We start from the raw sequence: 20,062 nt of genomic DNA, 5'->3' as shown, positions 1-20,062 counted from the left end.
TTCAGGAGTGTCATGCCCCCGCCTTCGGAGCAACTGGTCACGAAGCACGGGCGAGGGCTTGTGCCGCGTCGCTACGGGATTTGGCTGGGTGGGGTGACGCTGTCACTGCTCGGATCGCAGATGATGGCTTTCGGCATGACCTGGGCGGCAGCGGCCTGGGGTGGGGCCTTCGCGGGCGTCGTGCTCACCGCGATCAATCTGCCGCGAGTGATGCTGCTGCTGTTCGGCGGGGCGCTGGCTGATCGTGTCGGTGCCTGGCGGGTGATGATCGTTTCGGATTTCGCCATGGCGGTGGCCGCGCTCGTGCTCGGCGGGACGGTGCTGCTGCTCGGTGTCCAGCCGTACCTGTTGGTCGCCGTTGCTCTGATCATCGGCGTCGTGGACGCCTTCTATCTGCCCAGCTCGGGTTCGATGCCGCGCCGTCTGGTGGCCGGTGAGTCGCTGGCCCGGGCCATGTCGGCCCGGCAGGTGGCCGGACAGTTCGCCATGTTCGCCGGGCCGCCGGCAGGTGGCCTGCTCGTGGCTGTCGCCGGACTCGCCTCGGTAGCTGTCGTGAACGCGGGTACCTATCTGGTCATGGCCGTCATCCTTGTCGGGTTGCGGCCCCGCGCCACCGCGGTGCCCGCGTCCACGCCGGCCGGCGGTGACGTGCGCAGCGTCGTCGACGGTTTGCGGGTGGCCTGGTCAGATCCGGTGCTGCGTCTGGCGCTGGGTTTGATCGCCGCCACCGCTGCGTTTCTGCTGCCGGTGTCCGGCCTGCTGATTCCGTTGCTGGCGACTCAGCGACGGTGGGACGCCGACCTCGGTGGTGTCCTTGCGGGAACCGTCGCGCTGGGAGTCGTCGCCGTGGCCGTCACCGTCACTGCCGCTGGAGCCTTCCGGCGTCCCGGGCTGGCCGCCGCTGGTGGGCTCGCGGTGGCGGCTGGCGGGGTGCTGGCTCTTGCCGTAGCTCCCGGCACCGCGGCGGCGATCACGGCAGCGGCCGTGGTGGGGGTCGGATCCGGTCTGTTCACCGCGCACGTAGGCCCGCTCATCCTCGGTGGCGCGCCGTCGACCCATCTGGCTCGGATCCAGTCCGTGCTGGTGCTGGCCCAGAGCCTGCCTCTGCTGTTGACCAACAACGCGCTGGGTGCGGTCAGCGACCTGTTCGACGCCGATGCGGCCCTGGTGGTCTGCGCGGCGGCCCTGCTGGTGGCGGCGGCTTCGGGTGCGTGCTCCCCCGCTCTGCGTACGGCCACACTGTCCATCACGAGTTGACGGGAGGTGGTAGCCAGGCTCGAGCGTCAATAGACCGATGAACTGGGCTACATGGAGCTGGGCAAACACGGCCAGCAGCACCAACAGCTACGACAACACCTGCGTATAGTGATGCTCCAATTGCGTCCGGCTCTCGTTGATCACCAGTGCGGCCTCGGCCAAGGTGGCTCGCAGCACATCGGCGGAAAGCGCGTCGAATGCAAGGGTGCGTGAGGCAGCGAGGGCACTGGCACCGTACGTGAACTCGGTCGGGTGCCGGTCGACGGTCCACGCACCATGTCGTCGATGCTGCTCGGGACGCAGGATCCACCAGTCGTCGGTTTCCTCCATCGCACGCCAGTGGTCGTCGTTGTCCTCGAACGGCTGGAACCAGTCGGGCTGCCCGACGACCAGTTCGAGGCCGTCGTCGGTGTGACCGCAGGCGAACCATGCCTCATGGCCGTCGATCGGCTCGGAGGCGGAGAAACGCAGAACGGTGCGGCGCCTGCCGTAGTCGACGGACGAGTTGGCGGTCAATCGGTAGCCGATCTCGGTGGCCGCGGTGAGTAGCTGCATTGCGGGGCCGGACCGTAGGGCTGCTCCCATAGGGATGACGGCCACCGGGCGGTCGTTGAGCAAGGTCCACTGCGCGTCCGGGACCAGCTGTTTGAAAGCCTCGACAACGCCGGCAAAGTCGTCGTCGTCCTGGGTCCACTCCCCGGCCGGTTCGCAGCCACCGGCAAGGGCCGCGGTGAGGCGGGCCAATGTCGGCACGGTCTCGGGATCACCGGCCCCGTCGATGTACGGCAGGGCACCGCGCATCGATTCCCACGGGTTCTCCCAGGACAGCGGCCGCCAGGCGATGCTCCCGCAAACGCATGGCCGAGGCTCCTCAGCGAAGGGATCGAGACGGGCTTCACACGACGGGCAGCGCAGTGCGCTCAAGGTCATTCGGGCTTGGGCGCGGTGGCCGGCCAGTTCGGCGGCGATGTCGGCGGGCCGTCCGTTGAGGAATCCGGCCCAGCCGAATTCGGTGTAGACCTTCACCTGGTAGTCGCGGCCCTCGCGGCACCAGTCTGCGATCTCCCATCCGTGTGGGCCGAGCGCATCGGTGAACGCCGCGACGAGCCTTGGATCGTTGTCGTCGCCAGCGGGGTCGCACGCCGGTTCCGGTGCGGGGCGCCCTTGTGCGACTGCCAGGATCGTCGCAGCACGGTGCGCGGCTCGGCCCTGCACCGGCGTCGTTGTCGTCACGGTGTATCCGATGAAGTTTCCGGCGACACCAGGGGTGATCGAAAGATGGTGGCCGTCAGGGACCGTTAGGTCGATCGCGGTCAGCGGATGCCTGGCACAGGCCAGGGCTTCGAAATGTCTCACGAGCGCCGGGCGTACCTCCCGGGTGTCACCACACACGCAACAGGTCACCGGGACACGGGCACGATCCCGTCGTCGAGTCATCGCCGTCGTCCTCCGTTTCGCTTCGTCGCGGGCAAGTTTGAAGTACGGGTACGACAGTTTCCGCCACGAGGTTCGCAACGTCGTGGGTTTCGGTGCCGGCTCGGCGTACCTGACGGGGGCTGGTCGTCGACGGGGCGGGCGAGATGAATCCGGGAAAGTACCCTTCCGGTCCAACAGGCGGAAGTAGCCTGGCGGTCGGAGCCCGCCACAGGCTCCGGCCGCCACGCCGCCACGCCGCCTCCGGATCAGGTCCGGTCGAGTTCTCCGCTCTTGGCGCCGCCGATGTGTCCCACTCTGCTGACGTGAAATCCAGCGCTGGCAAAGCACTTCACCTCAGGGCTGTCGGCGGACGCGTCAGTCACACCGGTGCGCTCTGGCTTCCGTACTGCAGGGCTCGTACGAGGCCGGCGGCCAATGTTGCTCGCTCGGTCATCGGTTGTGTGAGTGCGTATTCGTGGTCGGCGTGAGCACCTCCGCCGACTGCCCCGAGGCCGTCCAGAGTGGGTATTCCCAGTGCTCCGGTGAAGTTGCCGTCGCTGCCGCCCCCGACTGAGGTGCCCTCCAGCCCTGGCAGCAACTGCTGGGCGATGGCGAAGAGGCTCGCCGACATCGCCTCGGTCAACGGCGGCCGCTCGATGGAGCCGTGCACGGTGATACGGGCTCCCGGCAGGTGTGGCGTCAATGCTGCGAACGCGGCCTGCACCCGTTGCTGCTCCGCGGCTGACGCGACCCGGACGTCCGCGCTGATCGTGGCTTTCGCGGGTACGACGTTGTCCATCGTGCCGGCGGTGACGAGGGTCGGTGTCACGGTCGTGCCGGCCTCGGGCCGGTTGAGTTCCGCGATGTCCAGGACCAGATGCGCGGCTTCGACGAGCGCGTTGATTCCCGTCTCGGGTTCCAGGCCCGCGTGTGCGGCCTTACCGGTGACGGTGACGATGAACGTGCCGCAGCCTTTGCGGCCGGTCTTGAGGGCACCGCCCTCGGCCGCGCCTTCGAAAACCAGGGCCGCGCCGCAAGCTCGGGCCCGTTCTTCGATGAGTGCCCGTGAAGTTGATGATCCGGTCTCTTCGTCGGCGGTCATGAGGATCTCCACGCCGGACCGATCCTCGAGGCTTGCTACGGCGTGAACGGCTTGGACCAGGCCCGTGAGCATGTCGAACACGCCGGGTCCGGTGACACGTCCGTCCTGGACGTTGAAGGGACGCCGTGCGAGCGTGCCGAGCGGGAAGACGGTGTCGTGGTGTCCGAGGAGCAGGACCTTGGGCTGGCCGCCGCCCGTCCAGTGCACATGGGGGCCGGCGGCGCTGTCGATGAGGGTGGCGTGCCCGCCCATGCGGTTCTCGATGATGGCGGCGACGGTCTTGGCGGACGCGGACACCGCGTCGAGGTCACCTGACGGTGATTCGACTTCGACGAGTGCCTTGAGGTCTTCGAGCATAGTCTCGACATTCACCGAATTGGTCCTGTCCCGTGAGAATGGTGGGGCCTGTGCGGGGTTTATCGGTGTGGGTAGGCGGCCGGTTTCGGCTGCTCAGGTTCGCGGGTGACCGTGTCACACCGGGGGGGCAGCCATCCGGGTGAAGATCCCGATATCAGGTCCGACCTCTCCTATCCTGTGCTTCTTCGACGACGGCGTCGAGTCCGGTTTCGCCTGAGGGCAGACCGGAGAGAGGACGGTGTCAGGCGAACGCGACGTATACCTGACGGTCGCCGGTGTACGGGGTGCGGCCGTGCATGACGGCGCGGTTGTCGACGAGCAGCAGGTCGCCGCTGTTCCAATAGACCGGGATCGTGCACTGCTCGAGAGTGGCGCTGATGGTGTCGAGGTGTGTGGCCAGGATGGGAGTGCCGTCGCCGTAGATGGCACCGTATCCGAGTCTGGTCTGCCAGAGCCGCATGTCGGTGGGGTCCGGTGTGGTGGTGGGGTCCTGCCAGATGTGTGCCTGGTTGAACCATGTGGTCCGCGGGGCCGGCCCGATGTCGAGTGTTGCTGGGGTCCGGTGGGTGGTCAGCAGGCCCAGCGGGGTCCAGGTTGCGGTGGTGTAGTTGGCCTGGCAGTGGCGCATGACCTCGTCTTTGACGTCGGTCTCGAAGGTTTCCGGCCATGACTTGATGCCGCTGGCGGGGTCTGTGGGGGTGTGCGGCAGGTGCTGGATGTAGGTGACGCCGCGGGTGCGGAAGGCGTCTTGGATGTCGTGAGGCAGGGACGAGTACACGCGGTGGCCGTCGATCAGGGTGGTTGCTCCGCCTTGGTCGGCGGGCCGGGCGCAGCCGAAACAGAGTGTCGTGGGATGCCAGGGTGCGTAGGAGAGTTCGTTGTGTGCGCGTAGTAGCCGTGATTTGTCGGGGCCGGCGGCGTTGTAGATGAGGCCTTTCTCGGCACGTCGTGGGGCATCTCCGCCTTTGTAGGGGGCGAGGCGGCCGAGCAGGCTTTGTGCTGCGGCTTCGAACTCGTCGACGGTACGGATGCCGAACCCGCGGAAGGATACGGCGCCGGTGGTGTCGAGTAGCTCCTGTATGGCGCTTCGTGCTGCTGGTCCGAGGTTCGTCAGGTCGGCGGGCGTGGTGTGGCCGGTCGGACGGGCAATGGAGGGGAAGCCGGATTCGAGGGTGATCGGACCTAGGTTCGTCATCGAGTTCGCGCTCCTGTTGTGGAGGGTTTGACACAGGTGGGGATTGCGGCCAGGGCATCTTTCAACGTGGTCAGGAAGAGGCCGTCGGCGTCGGCTGTTTGCGGCAGACAGAGGGTGACGAATCCTGTTTTGCCGATGTAGATGCCGCGGTGCAGCATCTCGTGGAACAGCAGTTGGGTAAGGCGCTGATCGGCGCCTGCCAGATCGGCGGCGTGGGTGATCGGTGTGGTGGTCGGGTGGATGCTGATCAGTGATCCCCATCCGGTGGCCTGGAAACCGTGGGGGCGTAGGAGTGTATCGGCGTGAACGCGGAGGTTCTCGCCGCGAACGAACAGCAGGTCCAGGTTGTCGCGGGTCAAGGTGGTGTTCAGCGTGGCGATGGCGGCGGCCATGCTGAAACGGTTGTTGTTGAAGGTGCCGGAGTGCGCATAGTGCGGCTGGGCAGCGTGGTCGAGTCGCCGCATCAACGATGCAGTACCACCGACGGCTCCAAATCCGAACCCTGCTGCGAGATATTTGCCGAGCGTCGTGAGATCGGGGCGAACACCGAGCAATGACTGGGCCGCGCCGTACGCCATCCGTGAGGTCTGGACCTCGTCAAAGACGAGTACGGTGCCGTACCGGTCGCAGATTTCGCGGAGTCCCTGTAGGAAGATCGGAGAGCCGGGTATCCGGCCAGCAGCGCCGAGCATGGGTTCGACCAGGACGCACCCGATCTGCTCCCCGGCGGTCTCGAAGGTCGCCGTGACGGCGTCGAGGTTGTTGTAGTCGCAAACGATGACGTCGAACGGGACGTTCAGCGACGAGCTGTCGTGGCTGTAGTCGAGGAAGCCACCGTGGTAACCGCCGTCGAAGACCAAAACCGAACGGCGGCCCGAGGATCGCAGGGCAAGTGAGACGGCGAGTAGGTTGGCCTCGGTGCCTGAGGCGGTGAACCGGACGAGATCCATCGACTCGATCCGGTCACACAGCATTCGCGCTACGACGTATTCCTCCACGGTGACGGCCCCCAACGCCCAGCCTGACTCCAGGACACCCGTGACGGCGGTAGACACCGCCTCGGGGTTGTGTCCGGCAAGGCCGACGCTGTAATCGCCGAGGTAGTCGAGGTAGTCGTTTCCGTCGATGTCGGTCAGAAGAGATCCGGACGCCGAGGCGACCGCGAGCGGAAACGGCTCGATGTTGAGTACCGATCGGCTAATGCCCGCGGGAAGGACGGTCCTGGACAGGCGGTGCTGTCTCGCGCTGTTCGGGTGTTTGTCGGCGTACCGGCGGTGCACGTGGTTCAGCGCTTCGGTGATCATCGCTTCGCCGCCTCTGCGAGGTTCGCGTGGTGCGGGTCGGTGAGTAGCGCCTTGATGTGGGGCACGGTCGCGGGGATCGCCGTGAGCTGGGGTTCGTAGCCGTTGACATCCCCGGCGGCGGCGCCGAGTTCGACGGCGGTCCGGGTGACGTCGCTGGCGAACCGCTCAGTGACCGGCAGTCGGACGCCCGCCGTCTTGGCCAGCCATTGGACGGTGCGCAGGCCGGGCAGGTCCTCGCGGATGAACCGGGATCGCATCAGCTCTGTGATGGAGGCGCAGGACATCGACCGGTAGATGTCGGCGCAGGCCTGCATCATGTCGTAGAAATCCGGGCGAAACGCGATGCCGTATTGCCGTTCGATGATCCGCGGGAACGTTGGTGTCTCGGTTCCGTACGCAGCTGCCAGCTGCACCCGCTCGCGGTCCAGCGCGTCGAGTAGGACCGCCAGGTCCGGATGCACGCCCTCGGTGTAGTGCCGGTAGGTGATGCCGGCTCGGGTCTTGTCGAGGTTGCGGCGATCAAGCGCGACCCCGACGTGGATGATGTAGCCCAGCGCGTCGAACAACAGCCCGATGCCGTCACGGGCGACGAAGTGCGGCCACGACGGCTGGTCGATGTGATGCCCCAATGGAAACAGGCCGCGTAGTCGGTCAAGGGCCGTTTCTGGGGTCCGTGAATAGGCCGTGACGTTCACTGTCAGCTTGCGCTTGTAGGCGATGTCTCGACCGGTGACGCGGGTCCCGTAGAAGGAGTCCTCGATCAGGATCAGCGAGGAGTCTCGCAGCTGTGGTGTCCGGCGGACCCAGTCGGCGAGCACCGGTTGACCGCCCTGGCCAGCCTGTACGATCGTCACGACCTTGCCGGGCAGCGAGCTGAGCCGGGCGATGCGATCAATCAGAGGCAGGCGCACGGCCGGAATGTCCGGCACCGTGATGATGATGTGCCGTGCCGCTTCCAGCACGCCGTCGTCCAGGTGGCCAAGATGTGGAGCGCCGAGTCGGACCATATCGACGTGCCCGGTCATCATGTTGGTCCGGGTGAAAGGCCCGCACAGGTCACGGATCCGCTGTCTATTCGTGTTCCGAGCGGGCACGAGACAAAAGGTCGAACCGTGCGTTTCCTGCGTGGACACCAGGTCGGTCAGAAGGGTGACACCGACATGCCCCGCACCGATCACTACGACATCAGACATGTTGTCGCCGATCAGGAGTCGAGGGAGATCAGGGTGTGCCCGTGCTGCGCCACCACACTGTCCGGTACCACGTAGGCGCGCAGCAGCAGCCGCTCGCAGGCGCTGGTGTCGATGGGGTCCCGACCGTGCACACACTCATCGTTGGCAATGATCAATGCCTCGCCCTCGAGTACGGCATGACCACGGACCCGGCCGATGTCCAGGGCCGCCTCGTGCAGCCGTTCATGGGCGCGCGCCACAGCTTCCCGCCGGGTCGAAGTCAATCCGGCGGCCGGGGCGAAGGAGTCGAAGTTCAGGCGAATGACGAACCTGCCGCTGGAGGATTTCTCCAGCAAAGCCATGCGGCGGACGAGCTCGTAGCTGCGGCCGGCCAGAACGCCCGAGCGGGCCTCGTAGACCGGCTCCTGAAGGATGTCGATCGTTGCGCTGTCGAGTTGGGCCACCACCTCGGTCGCCGGGGCGAGAAGTGTCCGCGGCACATCGCCCTTGGCGATGTGCGGCACCAGCACGAGTGTCCGTGGGCGGCAGGCGTCCGCGGCCCATGACAGGTCGTTGTGCATCGCCAGTAGATCGGTGCCGGCACTCTTCTCCGCCGACAACGAGGTTGGCCGGATATCGGTGAGGTACGAGCCGTTGTAGTTGATATAGGCGACACAGTTGCCGATCGTCTGCCCGAGCAGCAGCGTCAGGATCTTGGTGCGTTCCACGTCTTGGAACTGCGGCAGGTTACTCACCAGAACGGGCTGGTCACCGGCAGCCTCGTAGGCCGCACGAATTCGTTCCAGTGCCTCGGCGGTGTACCAGCGGAGAATCGCCAGATAACGATAGTCGCTCTGACCAGGACAGAACTTGTGTACCTTGAGTACGGCATCGTTGAGCTGCTCGTGCTCAGTCGCATCCAGCACGATGCGTACAGTCGGCCCGGATTTCGGCATGGTGACTCCTTCTCAGGCGGCGGTTCAACGTCGCTGTGGACGTCGAGGTTGGAAGACCTCAGGCGAGGCGAGACAGCGAACAACGGGCGTCCAGGACCATCACCTCGGCATCGACGGCAGGACGTGAAGCGTCTGGAGAAGCTGGATGACGAAGTCCGGCTCAGCCTGTTCAGCGTTGTAGGGCAGCGACAGCGTGAGGTCGACTCGCCGGTATCCATGGCTGACGACACGCCACTCGGAGAACGGGTAGAAGCCCTCGTCGCCGTCGGGTGCATCGAGGTTGAGGCTCACGACACTCGACAGGTCGGACGCCGCCATCAACGCCACATTGATGTCCACGCTGTCGGTGGTGTCCGGTGTATCCACCTCGACCAGCAGATCCGGAACCAGCTCGGCCACGCTGCGGGTCAGCAGATCGGGTGCGCTATCAGTGGCAAACGGGTACTGCGGCGAGCCGATGATCGTGGCGAGGGTCGGCTTCTCGGATCGTCCGACGTGAGTCGATGTCGGCATGTTCCTCCTTCTTGGTCAGGCGCCGGGTTCGGTGGCGAGGGCACTGGTCACCGAAGGCGGTGGCAAGGTCGACGTGTGGACGCCGAATTGCTGGGCCTGGGGGGCGGCCGAATCGGCGTCAGCACTCCGGTGGCGGTGAGCCCGGCCAGCAGGATCCGTAGCTCGTCGCAGCGAAACCCGCCGACTAGGACCATTCGATGCACGGCGTATGGGTCGAGCTCGACGGTCACGGCGTCCGGGCGCCGGGCCGACATCTTGAGGTAGTCGGACGCCTGCCGCAGTCGCGGGCTAGCGAAGCGCGCTTGTACCCGTGTCTGCCAGATCGCGGCGAAGGCCCCGCCGAATTCTCCTGCCTTCCCCGTGGCCTCGATCATTGTTTCCGCGCTACTCCGCAGAACACATCCAGCACGGCTGGACTACCGGCACCGGGGTCCGATCGCCACAGACTGCTGGACACCACGCCGGGTTCCACGAGCTCCAGACCATGGACGTAGCCGGCGATCTGATCGGGATGGCGGGGGATGTACGGGATGCCAGCTTTGAGCGACAGGCGGGTCGCCTCATCACTGCCTTCGGGGTCGACCACGTTGGTGCCGTCGCTGACCACGACGTAGCTACCCGGTGGAAGAGCGGTGACCAGTCGGTCCACGCTGGCTCGGGCCTGTTCGTAGTCCTCGATGTGGCCCAGCACGCAGAGCATCATCAGACCAATCGGCTCGGTGAGATCCAGGGCCCTCTCCACACTGTGGAGGATCCTGTCCGGGTCGCGGATGTCGGCCTCGATACAGGCGGTGATGCCGTCCGCTGAGCCGGTCAGTAGGGCTCGTGCGTGCGCCAGCACCAGCGGGTCGTTGTCGACGTAGACGACTCGCGCGTCCGGGTTGAGGATCTGGGCGATGGTGTGGGTGTTGTCGGTCGCCGGCAGGCCGGCGCCGATGTCGAGGAACTGCCTGATGCCGACGTCGCCGACCAGGTAGCGCACAGCGCGGGTGAGGAACAGCCGTGATTCTCGGGCGATGTCGCGGATACCGGGGAGAATCTGCTCGATCTGGTCGCCGAGTTCCCGGTCAGGGGCGAAGTTGTCCTTGCCGCCCAGCCAGTAGTTCCACACGCGAGCCGACTGCGGCACTGACGCATCGAATGGCTGCTGAGGCCATGACCTACCGGGCGAGTCACTAGTCATGGTCGTCCGCCTTGATGCGTGTACGTCGAGAGTGGGCATGCGCCGCCGGGGCGTTGAGACTCATGGTCAACGCGCCGCGAGGCGGCTCGACCCGCCGACACGAACAGCGCCGATCAGTTCAGGACGGGTGGCGCCCGGCTGGCGCAGCGGGAGCCGAAGCGTGCGGGAGAAGATCACCACCGCGTTCTCACGGCGCCAGCACGGGCCGAACGAGCCGCAGGCCAGGCACCGGCCTGTCGCACTGGAGGTCACATGCTCGTCGAGGATCGCCTGCGCTTGATGCAGCTGCTTCTGAGCTGTTGTTGCGTAGTACGTGTTGGTTTCGGTCATCGCTCGCCTCCCTGTTCGCGCGACAGGCGCACCGGATAACAGCAGGTGGGCCCACTCGCGGTGCCGGCTCTTGCCGGCCTTCGGTGACCGCGAGCGACGCCGTGTGAGGTGGGTTGGGATCTAGAAACACCATGTCCTGTTCGGGGGTACGGGTGAAGGCGCTCCGCCGGGGAGGGATCGGGAAGGATCGGGAGGGATGCGTGGGGATGGATCCCGGGCCCTTCCCAGGCAGGGGTGTATCGACCTGCGATCTGAGCGGGGTACGCTTCGCGGGTGCCGTGTCCGCGCATCTGCACTGTTCAGGGTCTCGGGTTTGGCGGAGGTGTCGGTTGATCAGTACGTATGTCCGGCGGCTTCGTCTGGCGTCGGAACTGACGGCACTGCGGCAGCTACGCAAGGTCTCCTCTGATCAACTCGCCCGTACCGCCGGTCTGCCACGGACGACTGTCTCCCGGCTCGAAAACGCCAGGATGCGGCCGGATCCCGACGATGTCATGCGGATCCTCCAGGCGCTCGACATCGTCGACGGTGAACGGTGGCTGCAGATCACGACGATCGCCCGCGAGGCCAGTGAGCGCGGCTGGTGGGAGTCGTGGGCCAATGAGATGGGGACGCGGCAGGCGCTGTACGCCAACCTGGAAGCCGGCGCCGCCTCCATCCGCGAGTACCAGATGACCTTCCTTCCAGGCCTATTGCAAACCTCCGCGTTCAGTGAGCAACGTGCCCAGATCGATAAGGCCGACTGGTCGTCACGGTTCGACCCGACTCGTGCGGTCGAGGCCCGCGAGCGGCGCCAGCGAATGCTGCGCCGCCCTGACGGACCCGACTACGAGGTCGTCATCGACCAGCTCGCCATCCGACGGCCGGCTGTCACCCTGGATGTTCTGCACGTCCAACTGGCTCACATCGCCGACCTGGCAGCCGTGGATCGGAAGATCACCGTGAAGGTGCTGCCGATCGATGCCCGCATCGACGGGCTCAGCGTTCCCCGATCGGGATTCTCCATCTATACCTACCCCGATCCGGGCGACCCGGTGGTCGTGGCTGTCGACACCGTCACCGACGATTTGGTACTCACCAATCCGGATGCCGTGAGCCACTACCTGGAGCTCTACACACGGCTGAAGGCCGCCGCCCTCACGGGGCTCGACAGCATACGGTTGCTCAGGAACACGGCCGCGGAACCCGGAAAGCTCACTTCTACAGGAACAGCAGCGTGACAGACCCCAGCTTCACCCAGTGGCGGAAATCGTCACGTAGCAGCGGCGGCGCCAACTGCGTGGAAGCCGCTCCCGCCGACAACGGCCCACTGGTCGCCGTCCGAGACACCAAGGACCGCGACGGCGGCACCCTCGTGTTCACCGATCAGGCCTGGGCCTTTTTCATCGCAGGTGTTCGAGAAGGCAAGTTCGACCTGGACTGACAGACCAAAAGGTGGCCGGGGCCCTTCGAACCCGGCCACCTTCCGTCTGCCATCAGCCTGTCGCCCAAGGCGTCAATTTTGCCCAGGCGGTTGATGACGACCACGTACGGTGCCATCCTGTCCTAACAGAACTGAACAGTTCAGTTGATGCGCTTTTCACACCGCCCGTGCCCTCGCGGAGGCCGCCGTGCCCAATGCCAACCCGGAGCCGAACCCGCTTCTCATCCGGGCTCGGGAGCGACAGGAGTCGCCTACCCTGCCGGGCGAGATCATGTCTCGGGCCGAGTTGGCCGGCGCCGTCAGTAAGATCCTCTTTCCGGATCCCCGCCAGCGCGTCAACAGCCCGTTCAACGCCAACTACGTGGGAAAGCTGGAAAGCGGGGTCATCAGACGCCCGAACCGACCCGACTATCGCGCTGCTCTACGCGCGGTGCTCGGGGTAGCCACGGACGAGGAACTCGGCTTCTCCAGCCGCATTTGGACTCCCCCGCATCCCGCCGTTCCGGAGGCACCACGCGCCGGTGTCTCGCCCGGGCCTGGATCGGTCACGCGTCGTCCGGCTTCGGATCTGCTGAGGCCTGACCACACTGATGATCTTCCACGCGTCGTGTCACCCGAGCATGTCGCGGAGGTCCTCAGTGCCGCCGGCATGCTCGAGCGCTGGGACAATTCCCACGGAGGTGCTCTGGCCACAGAGTTGGCCGACGACAAGCTCAGGGCCAAAGCTCGTCTGCTCGACGTGACCTGTCCCCTGGACCTGGCCGGTGACCTGGCCACGGCCATGGCGCATCTCGCGGGCGTCGTCGCCTTCATGCTCTTCGACGCATACGCCCACGACGCCGCGCGCCGCCGGTTCGCCTTCGCTTTGCAGTGCAACGACATCGGCGGCAACTGGCACCAGCGCGCGAACCTGTACGCGAACATGGCACGCCAGGAGATCTGGTGTGAACACGCCGACGACGGGCTCACCTACACCGAGATGGGCCTCGTCCGATCCGATCGACTCACCGCCACCGAGAAGGCCATGCTTCACACCGTGCGAGCCCGAGCCCTCGCGAAAATGGGTCCGCCGAGGGCTCAGGACGCACTCCGGGCGGTCGGCATGGCTGATGAGGCGTTCAGCCATGCGAAACCGAGCGAGGACCCGCCCTGGATGCGGTTCTACGACGATGCCCAACACCATGGCGACACCGCACACGCACTGTTCGACATCGCGATGCGTACCGGACTGGACACCCAAGCGCCCGACCGTTTCCGATACTCCGTAGAACATCACCAACGCGAATTCGCGCGATCGCGTGCGATCTCCGGCACCAAGCTTGCATCCCTCACCATGGCGAAAGGAGATCCCAGAGAAGCTGCGGTGGCCGGCCAACGAGCGCTCGACGACGCGGGCACCGTGAACTCCCGCCGAGCGGCCACCGATCTACGTGAACTGCACCGGTTGGCCGGCGCTCACGCCACGATCCCCGAAGTCGCCGACCTCCGGGACCGGATCGCTGCGGCGGTGGGAACGGCCGCATGAGGCAGGCATCGGATGTTCTGGAAGCCGCCTGCCAGGGTCTTGACATCGACCCGACTGGCGCCGAACTGATCCGGGTTGGCGAGAACACGCTGTACCGGCTTTCGGGTGGAATCGTTGCCAGGGTCACTCGCGCCGGTCAGATCGAGACGGCCCGCAAGGAGACCCGCGTCTCCCGATGGCTGCAAGAACAGGGCATCCCGGTCGTGGAGATCCTCCCGAACCTCGCACAGCCGGTGAAGATCGACGACCGGGCGGTCACCTTCTGGCGAGAGCTACCCACGCATCGGGAAGGCACCATCCGGCAGGTCGCCCACGTCCTACGCCGGATACACGCCCTTCAACCACCCGCTGATCTCAAACTGCCGCCGCTGGAACCGTTCGTCAGGCTGAAGCAGCGCATCGCGGAAGCGACCGTACTCGACGACACCGCTCGCAGTTGGCTCCTCGGACACCTGGCCCGACTCGAACAGCGCTACGCGAACCTGCCCGCCGGCCTACCGACGTCAGCCGTTCACGGCGATGCCTGGGGCGGCAACATCATCGACACCGCCGACGGGCCTGTCGTGCTCGACCTTGAGCGCTTTGCCTACGGCCCACCCGAGTGGGACCTCGCCTCCATCGCCGTCGACCACTTCACCTTCGGCACCACGTCGGCTGCGGATTGGGTCGCCTTCTGTCAGCAGTACGGCCACGACATCACCGCCTGGTCCGGATACCCCATCCTCCGCGACGCGAGGGAACTCCGCAAAGTCACCTTCGCTGCACAGATGGCGACCCAGTTCCCCCAGCTCAAGACGCAAGCGCTCTACCGGCTGGCCTGCATACAGGGCCAGGCCGGCCATCGCCCCTGGAACTGGGTTCCCGTTCCGTGATGGGTCGCCAGGCTCGGCGACCGGTCGATGATGATGCCGGCCAGCGGGGCGACGGCGCCGTTCGCAGATGGACCGCGGGGCGGTATTCGGCGACGCGGCACAGTGCGCAGGCGGGGCGTCCGTCGCCGCGGCGATCGGCGGTGAGGCCGTGCACGCATCGGGTCGCGCGCGAGACGGTGACGGTCGCGCAGACCTTGGGTGTCGGTTGGTTGGTCGGGGTTGTGTTGTGGTCCTGGTAGGTGGTGGGGGCATGAGGACCCTGCATCGTGGTCCTTGAGGACCCCGCATCACTGGATTTCGTGGTCCTTGAGGACCTTGCGGCGCGCGGCGGTTCGGGCATTGGTGCAGGGTCCTGTGGACCCGGCGTTGCGGTGCCGGCGCGGGTCCGTGCGGGGGTCTGAGGACTTTGTGTGCAGTGGGTTGTTCGGGGTGTGCCGCGGTGGGTGTCGCGGATTTTCTGGGTTTGGGTGGCGTGTCGGGTGGGGGTCCAGACTTCGAGGTCGTCGCGGTCGAGGAGGTCGGTGGGGAGGGTGAGGCGGTATTCGTCGGCGTTGCGGCGGCCGGTGGCGGGGTGGACGAGTTGGAGTAGGCCGAGGCGGCGTAGCAGGGAGAGGGTGTCGCGGACGGTGCGGTATTCGATTTCGAGGTCGACGGCGAGGCGGGCGATACCGGGGTGGATGCGGGTGCCGTCGTTGTCGGCGTAGTTGGCCAGGCGGTGGGCGATGAGTTTGATGCGGGCGGCGCTGTAGGTTTTGCCGGCGACTTTGACGGTGCCGAAGCGGATGCGGGCGAGGATGTCGGTCCATTCGCGGACGGTCACGGGAATGAGTTCGGTGCTGGTCATCTCGTACCTCTGGGAATAGAAAAAGGCCGCCGACTGCGGGTCGGCGGCCTTTCTTGGGGTGTGTGGTCAGTCGTGCAGGATGCGGCGGACGGTGTCGGGGTGGACGCCGTATCTGATGCATTCGGCGATCACGGTGATCAGCGGGTCGGTGGGGGCGGCGTGCTGGGCGCGTTGGATGGCCAGCCGGGCCAGGGTGCCCTCGCCGAGCTGGATGGCGGCGACGGCGAGCATGGTCGCGGGTGCGGCGGTGTATGCGGGGCTGGCGCGTCGGGTGAGGTCGGTCCAGATGCGCAGGTGTAGTTCGTCGGCGGGGATCTGGCGTACGGCGTGGTGGCGCAGGGGTTGCACGTCGAGCAGGACGGTGAGTAGCGCGGCGCGGGTGTCGCAGAGCCGGCCGGTGCGGTAGGCGCTGCGGGTCTCGGTCAGCAGTTCCTCGAGCAGCAGGTGGAGGCGGTCGGCGGCGTCGGGGCCGTCGGTGAGGCGCAGCAGTTGGTGGTGGGCGCGGTGGTAGGCGAGGGTCATGGCGTCGCGCTCTGCGCCGGTGACCGGGTCGAGCCGGGCGTCGAGGGCTTGGATGTCGGTGGCGGCGGTGAGGCCGTGGTAGGTGGCGAAGGCGGCGGCGACGGTGTTGTCGGGGTCGAACGGGGTGCCGTCGTAGTCGCAGTGCGGGTCGTGGCAGTGCAGGTGCCAGATCCGGTTGTCGTGGACGCGGAAGGCGTCCAGGACCGGGATTCGCGCGGCGGTGAATCCGGCGGTGGTGTGGTCGACTGCTGTGGTGACGGTGTCGTGGTCGCCGTAGCCGTACAGCAGGATCTGGTCGGGTTGCGTGTCGGCGACCACGGCGACGACGTCGGCGCCGGCCGGTGCGGTGTAGGGCAGGTCGGCGGCGGCCAGGAAGTGCAGCCGATGCTGGCGGAGGGCGAGGATGACGAGCCGGTCGTGGGGGTGGTGGCCGAGCAGGTAGGGCACGAGGGCGGCGGTGTCGGCCGGGTCGGTCAGGTTGAGGCGGTCGTTGCTGGTCACGGCATGGGCCCTTCGATGGGAAGTGGCCCGGGGCGACACGCACTGGTCCCCTCGGCTGGTGCCGGGGGCGTGTGGTGCTGTCGCCCCGGGCAGGCAGAGTCAGGTCAGTGGTGGTCGCCGAGGATGCGCACGGTGGTGCTCGCCTTGATGGGTGCGCCGTCGGGTCCTTTGAGGTACGGGTCGATGGGGATGTCACGGCGCAGGGTGCGGCCGGGCCCGTACGCCTGGTGGCGGGTGTGGCCGCTGACCCAGTAGCGGTGGGTCGGCTGGGCGCGGCCGCCGGTGCCGCCGGTGGCGGCGATGCGGCGGGCGGCGGGTTTGATCCGCACGATGCGGATGTCCGGGGTGTGGCGTCGGGCGCGGTGGTACGAGCGCCGTAGTCCCGCTTCGGGTGCGACGGTGTCGTCGCGGGTCAGCTGCTGGGCGATGATCAGCCAGGTCGCGGCGAGTGGGGCGAGCGGGTCCTGGGCGGTGATGGTGTGCCCGTGCGGGATGTCGCGGACGTGGACCGGGATCAGCCAGCCGACCTCGTGGCGTAGTGCGGTGAGGGTGGGTGCGGGCAGGTCGGCGTTGATGGTGCGGTAGGCGACGATGCGCCAGCCGTCGTGGTGGCGGGTCCAGGAGGCGGCGTCGAGGTGGTGTGGGCCGATGGGGTGGGCCCAGGTGAGCAGGCTGACGCCGGTGGGCACGATCCGCGTGGTGACCGGAGTGTCGGGTAGTTGTTCTGCGACCTGTTCGACGAGGTCGGTGAACTCGCCGTCGATCCAGGTGAACTGGCCTTGGTCGAGTCCGTCGGCGATGTGCCGGCGGGCCCGGTGGTCGGCGAGCGGGTGTGGCAGGCCGACGGGGCCACGCAGCAGGGCGGTGAGCCGGTCGCGGATGCGTGGCAGCGCCGGGGGTCTCACGGTGGTTGCCGGCCAGATGCCGGTGGTAATCAGGGTGCGGCCGGGTGCGCGGGCGAGCAGGATCGCCTGGTGCAGGCCGCCGAGGATCTGCGCGGCCAGCCCGTCGGTGGACAGGCCGAGCACGGCGAGGCTGCGGCGGGTCAGGGCCGGCTGGTCGCCGGTTTCGATCAGGTCGGCGCATGCGCCGCAGACGTGCCAGCGGCTGCTGTAGCGCTGCGCGACCGTCAGGGTGTCGCCGGCGGCTTCGACGATGATCGGGGCGTCGTCGGTGTGGTACTCCCACCAGGGCTGGTGGATGCTGCACAGGTGGCAGCGCCGGAACAGGTTCGGCCGCTGATGGGCGGGGACCGCGATGGTGGGGTGGTCGGTGTCCGGGGTGACCGGGTGCTCGTAGGTGACGCGGCCGTCACGGTGGATCGGGGTGAGGGCGTAGCCGCAGGTCCGGCAGGCCATGTCGTGGTCGATCACTGCTGGCCGCCGGTGGGGTGCTGGTCGCGGCGGCGCGGGCCGTGGCGTCCGGCGTTGCCGGGCATGCTCATCCCCGTCTGGAAGGTGCGGTGGCTGCCCCGCTGGTGTTTGGCGTGGTGCAGGGCGACGTCGGCCTCGTGCAGCAGGTCCACGAACGTCGTCGGGCCGGCACCGGCGTAGACGGTGATGCCGGCGCTGCCGGCCGGGATGACGCTGATCGGGCCGTCGTCGGTGTGCAGGACCGCCGGTGCCGCGAGCCGGGCCAGTGCGTCGCCGATGGCGCCGGTGCTGGTGTGGGGTAGGACGATGAGGAACTCGTCGCCGCCGAGGCGGGCAGTGAATCCCCGGTGCGGCAGTACCGCCTGGGTGAGGCGGGCGGCGACGATACGCAGCAGCTGGTCGCCGGCCTGGTAGCCGTACCCATCGTTGATGGTCTTGAAGTTGTCCAGATCGATCAGGGCCAGCAAGGTCGGGCGGCGGCCGACCTCGACGGAGGCGAAGACGAGCCGGGCGGCAGCCCACCGGTTGAGCAGACCGGTGAGCCGGTCGTGATCGGCCAGCTGCCGGGCCTCGGCCAACGCGGTACGCAGGCCGGTGAGGGTCCGCAGCCGCGGCCAAGCGATGAGATAGCCGAGCAGGATCCCGGCCAGCAAAGCGGTCATGGTCAACACGCGTGCTCCTTTCGCAGACGGAAAGTGCCGGGACGCTAGGTGCGTCCCGGCACTTTCGGGGAAGACAGCGACGGCCCGCCACGAGGGCGGGCCGTGCCGGATGGTCGGTGTTTGCTGTTACTGCTGGTGGCGGGCGAGGTGTTCGGCGGTGTCGATGACCTTGTCGCGGCGAGCCGCGATCAAACCCGCCAGGTGTACGGCCAGAGCGTGTTCCTGGTCGGTGAGGGGGTCGGCGGCCAGTTGCCGGTAGGCCAGGCGGGCCTGTTCGTGGCCAGCTTCGATCGGGCCGTTCCAGGTCCAGGCGTGCACGTGATCGCGGAGCTGCTTCATGGCCGTCACGGGGTCGCGGTCCAGGGTGATCCCGTCGATCCAGAAACCAGCGGGCAGCCCGGCGGCGTGCAGCGCGTCGGTCAGACACAGTTCGGCCTGCACGGCGTGGGCGAACGCCTCGCTCCGCTGCGGGATCTCGTCACGGGCCCGGACCGCGGCCAGCCCGGCCTGCCAGTACAGGTGGGTCCCCTTCGCCCGCCGGGCCAGGGCCAGCAGCATCGCCCGTACCCGAACCCCGGTCACCGCCGCCCGGCCAGGAAGGTGAACGCCTGCCGTTTGATCGCGGTGGTGGCGGTGTCGGTCAGGACCTTGTTGGCCCGGTGGTGGTCGCTGCGCGCCGGCTGGACATGATCGAGCCACTCGGTGACAGCCTGGAAGCCGGCCCACACGGTGCCACGAATGCTCTGCTGGGTGTCGGCCTGTTCGAACAGATGCCGCAGGTCCCGGTCACGGGCCAGCTTCCGCAGGAACGCCGACTCCGGCTCACCGGGCGCCAGCGGCCACAACCGGTCGGTGACCCGCTGCAGCTGCTCCCACTCCAGCTCGGTGGCGATCATCTGCTCGGCGGCGTCCTGGAACCGGTCCAGGAACACCGGCACCAGATTCAACGCGGCCCGCACATCGGTCAGCTTCGCGGCGATGTCACCGCTGTGCCGCAGCGTGTACTCACCAGCATTGTTGGCGAACGCCGCGGCTTGGGTGTTCGCGCAGACGATCCGCACCGGCGTGACCAGGATCCGCGCCTGCCGGGTCCCGTCGTGGGACGTACACATCGCCAGGTAGAGGTCGATCGGGTCGATGCCGGCGACCGTCAGATGCTGCGGCAGCCGCATTGTCACGAACACTTCACGGCCGCCGCGTAGGCTGCCCGCGGTCTCGAAGTGGGCGCCGGTCTCGTCGACGATGAAGTCCAGCAGGTCGCAGACCTGCTCGTTCTGCACGATCTGGTACTTGTCACCGACCAGCCCGAGAACCTCACGCACGGCGGTCTTCGGGTGCAGGCGGGTGGTGGCCCACCGGTTCGGCACGACGGCACCCGAGCCGGTGTGCAGGGTCTCCTTACGGATGTCCCAGCCACCGAGATAGGCGACCTGCATGACGCTGTCGGCGCTCAGGCAGTCGGTGGTGACGGTGCCCAGCCGGTGCCAGGCATCCTGACGGGCGGTGAAGAACGCAGCGGTCCCGTCGGTGAACTGTTCGATCTCATGCGCCACTA

Annotated in this window: 20 protein-coding genes; 5 read left to right on the top strand and 15 right to left on the bottom strand. The window is 67.3% G+C overall.

Translation table 11 applies throughout. The features are described from left to right. Positions 1-12 precede the first annotated feature (12 nt). On the top strand, positions 13-1,257 hold the full coding sequence (locus ACFO0C_RS44010) for an MFS transporter (RefSeq protein ID WP_378072814.1): 1,245 nt from the start codon (positions 13-15) through the stop codon (positions 1,255-1,257). Between the two features lie 87 nt (positions 1,258-1,344). On the opposite strand, the gene ACFO0C_RS44005 is transcribed toward ACFO0C_RS44010, so the two are convergent. The 9 genes from ACFO0C_RS44005 to ACFO0C_RS43965 form a co-directional block, all read right to left on the bottom strand. Next, positions 1,345-2,613 carry a hypothetical protein gene (locus ACFO0C_RS44005; protein WP_378072813.1) on the bottom strand — a complete coding sequence of 423 codons (1,269 nt, stop codon included), beginning with the start codon at positions 2,611-2,613 and terminating at the stop codon, positions 1,345-1,347. Positions 2,614-3,052: 439 nt separating this feature from the next. Next, positions 3,053-4,147 carry a M20 family metallopeptidase gene (locus ACFO0C_RS44000; RefSeq protein ID WP_378072812.1) on the bottom strand — a complete coding sequence of 365 codons (1,095 nt, stop codon included), beginning with the start codon at positions 4,145-4,147 and terminating at the stop codon, positions 3,053-3,055. A gap of 226 nt (positions 4,148-4,373) precedes the next feature. Continuing rightward, entirely contained in the window at positions 4,374-5,327 is a 954-nt protein-coding gene (locus ACFO0C_RS43995) for a TauD/TfdA family dioxygenase (protein WP_378072811.1), read from the bottom strand. Further along, entirely contained in the window at positions 5,324-6,631 is a 1,308-nt protein-coding gene (locus tag ACFO0C_RS43990; protein ID WP_378072810.1) for an aspartate aminotransferase family protein, read from the bottom strand. The genes ACFO0C_RS43995 and ACFO0C_RS43990 overlap by 4 nt, the downstream gene beginning before the upstream one ends. Next, positions 6,628-7,824, bottom strand: coding sequence for an NAD/NADP octopine/nopaline dehydrogenase family protein (locus ACFO0C_RS43985; protein ID WP_378072809.1), 1,197 nt, complete (start codon positions 7,822-7,824; stop codon positions 6,628-6,630). Before ACFO0C_RS43985 ends, ACFO0C_RS43990 begins: the two co-directional genes overlap by 4 nt. Positions 7,825-7,835: 11 nt before the next feature. Beyond that, complete coding sequence (locus ACFO0C_RS43980; RefSeq protein WP_378072808.1) at positions 7,836-8,759, bottom strand: TauD/TfdA family dioxygenase; 924 nt, start codon at positions 8,757-8,759, stop codon at positions 7,836-7,838. Positions 8,760-8,858: 99 nt separating this feature from the next. Continuing rightward, entirely contained in the window at positions 8,859-9,272 is a 414-nt protein-coding gene (locus ACFO0C_RS43975) for a hypothetical protein (protein ID WP_378072807.1), read from the bottom strand. Positions 9,273-9,642: 370 nt separating this feature from the next. Continuing rightward, complete coding sequence (locus tag ACFO0C_RS43970) at positions 9,643-10,455, bottom strand: SAM-dependent methyltransferase (protein WP_378072806.1); 813 nt, start codon at positions 10,453-10,455, stop codon at positions 9,643-9,645. Between the two features lie 66 nt (positions 10,456-10,521). Continuing rightward, positions 10,522-10,785 carry a hypothetical protein gene (locus ACFO0C_RS43965; protein WP_378072805.1) on the bottom strand — a complete coding sequence of 88 codons (264 nt, stop codon included), beginning with the start codon at positions 10,783-10,785 and terminating at the stop codon, positions 10,522-10,524. A gap of 329 nt (positions 10,786-11,114) precedes the next feature. On the opposite strand from ACFO0C_RS43965, the gene ACFO0C_RS43960 reads away from it, so the two are divergent. From ACFO0C_RS43960 to ACFO0C_RS43945, 4 genes are all read left to right on the top strand, one after another. Continuing rightward, on the top strand, positions 11,115-12,005 hold the full coding sequence (locus ACFO0C_RS43960; RefSeq protein WP_378072804.1) for a helix-turn-helix domain-containing protein: 891 nt from the start codon (positions 11,115-11,117) through the stop codon (positions 12,003-12,005). Next, entirely contained in the window at positions 12,002-12,208 is a 207-nt protein-coding gene (locus tag ACFO0C_RS43955; protein ID WP_378072803.1) for a DUF397 domain-containing protein, read from the top strand. The genes ACFO0C_RS43960 and ACFO0C_RS43955 overlap by 4 nt, the downstream gene beginning before the upstream one ends. 187 nt (positions 12,209-12,395) lie before the next feature. Continuing rightward, positions 12,396-13,733: a hypothetical protein gene (locus ACFO0C_RS43950; RefSeq protein ID WP_378072802.1), complete on the top strand. Its 1,338-nt coding sequence runs from the start codon at positions 12,396-12,398 to the stop codon at positions 13,731-13,733. Beyond that, on the top strand, positions 13,730-14,605 hold the full coding sequence (locus tag ACFO0C_RS43945) for a phosphotransferase enzyme family protein (RefSeq protein WP_378072801.1): 876 nt from the start codon (positions 13,730-13,732) through the stop codon (positions 14,603-14,605). The genes ACFO0C_RS43950 and ACFO0C_RS43945 overlap by 4 nt, the downstream gene beginning before the upstream one ends. Here the strand turns inward: ACFO0C_RS43945 and ACFO0C_RS43940 are convergent. From ACFO0C_RS43940 to ACFO0C_RS43915, 6 genes are all read right to left on the bottom strand, one after another. Further along, entirely contained in the window at positions 14,523-15,449 is a 927-nt protein-coding gene (locus ACFO0C_RS43940) for a hypothetical protein (RefSeq protein ID WP_378072800.1), read from the bottom strand. The two genes, ACFO0C_RS43945 and ACFO0C_RS43940, sit on opposite strands and share 83 nt — an antisense overlap. Before the next feature lie 66 nt (positions 15,450-15,515). Next, positions 15,516-16,472 carry a DUF4192 domain-containing protein gene (locus ACFO0C_RS43935; protein ID WP_378072799.1) on the bottom strand — a complete coding sequence of 319 codons (957 nt, stop codon included), beginning with the start codon at positions 16,470-16,472 and terminating at the stop codon, positions 15,516-15,518. Between the two features lie 104 nt (positions 16,473-16,576). After that, entirely contained in the window at positions 16,577-17,845 is a 1,269-nt protein-coding gene (locus ACFO0C_RS43930) for a hypothetical protein (protein ID WP_378072798.1), read from the bottom strand. Then, positions 17,842-18,507, bottom strand: a complete 666-nt coding sequence (locus ACFO0C_RS43925; RefSeq protein ID WP_378072870.1) for a GGDEF domain-containing protein — start codon at positions 18,505-18,507, stop codon at positions 17,842-17,844. The genes ACFO0C_RS43930 and ACFO0C_RS43925 overlap by 4 nt, the downstream gene beginning before the upstream one ends. A 126-nt stretch (positions 18,508-18,633) precedes the next feature. Further along, entirely contained in the window at positions 18,634-19,089 is a 456-nt protein-coding gene (locus ACFO0C_RS43920; RefSeq protein WP_378072797.1) for a hypothetical protein, read from the bottom strand. Then, positions 19,086-20,060, bottom strand: coding sequence for a DUF932 domain-containing protein (locus ACFO0C_RS43915; RefSeq protein ID WP_378072796.1), 975 nt, complete (start codon positions 20,058-20,060; stop codon positions 19,086-19,088). Before ACFO0C_RS43915 ends, ACFO0C_RS43920 begins: the two co-directional genes overlap by 4 nt. Positions 20,061-20,062 lie beyond the last annotated feature (2 nt).

The organism is Actinoplanes subglobosus (assembly GCF_042650585.1).
GTDB classification, from domain to species: domain Bacteria; phylum Actinomycetota; class Actinomycetes; order Mycobacteriales; family Micromonosporaceae; genus Actinoplanes; species Actinoplanes subglobosus.
This window is presented reverse-complemented; position numbering and strand designations above follow the sequence as displayed.

Coding starts and splice junctions, on each gene's coding strand:
- ACFO0C_RS43985 (WP_378072809.1), bottom strand. CDS start 7,824: ATGTCTGATGTCGTAGTGATCGGTGCGGGGCATGTCGGTGTCACCCTT.
- ACFO0C_RS43995 (WP_378072811.1), bottom strand. CDS start 5,327: ATGACGAACCTAGGTCCGATCACCCTCGAATCCGGCTTCCCCTCCATT.
- ACFO0C_RS44010 (WP_378072814.1), top strand. CDS start 13: ATGCCCCCGCCTTCGGAGCAACTGGTCACGAAGCACGGGCGAGGGCTT.
- ACFO0C_RS43925 (WP_378072870.1), bottom strand. CDS start 18,507: ATGACCGCTTTGCTGGCCGGGATCCTGCTCGGCTATCTCATCGCTTGG.
- ACFO0C_RS43970 (WP_378072806.1), bottom strand. CDS start 10,455: ATGACTAGTGACTCGCCCGGTAGGTCATGGCCTCAGCAGCCATTCGAT.
- ACFO0C_RS43990 (WP_378072810.1), bottom strand. CDS start 6,631: ATGATCACCGAAGCGCTGAACCACGTGCACCGCCGGTACGCCGACAAA.
- ACFO0C_RS43940 (WP_378072800.1), bottom strand. CDS start 15,449: ATGACCAGCACCGAACTCATTCCCGTGACCGTCCGCGAATGGACCGAC.
- ACFO0C_RS43975 (WP_378072807.1), bottom strand. CDS start 9,272: ATGCCGACATCGACTCACGTCGGACGATCCGAGAAGCCGACCCTCGCC.
- ACFO0C_RS43945 (WP_378072801.1), top strand. CDS start 13,730: ATGAGGCAGGCATCGGATGTTCTGGAAGCCGCCTGCCAGGGTCTTGAC.
- ACFO0C_RS43980 (WP_378072808.1), bottom strand. CDS start 8,759: ATGCCGAAATCCGGGCCGACTGTACGCATCGTGCTGGATGCGACTGAG.
- ACFO0C_RS43965 (WP_378072805.1), bottom strand. CDS start 10,785: ATGACCGAAACCAACACGTACTACGCAACAACAGCTCAGAAGCAGCTG.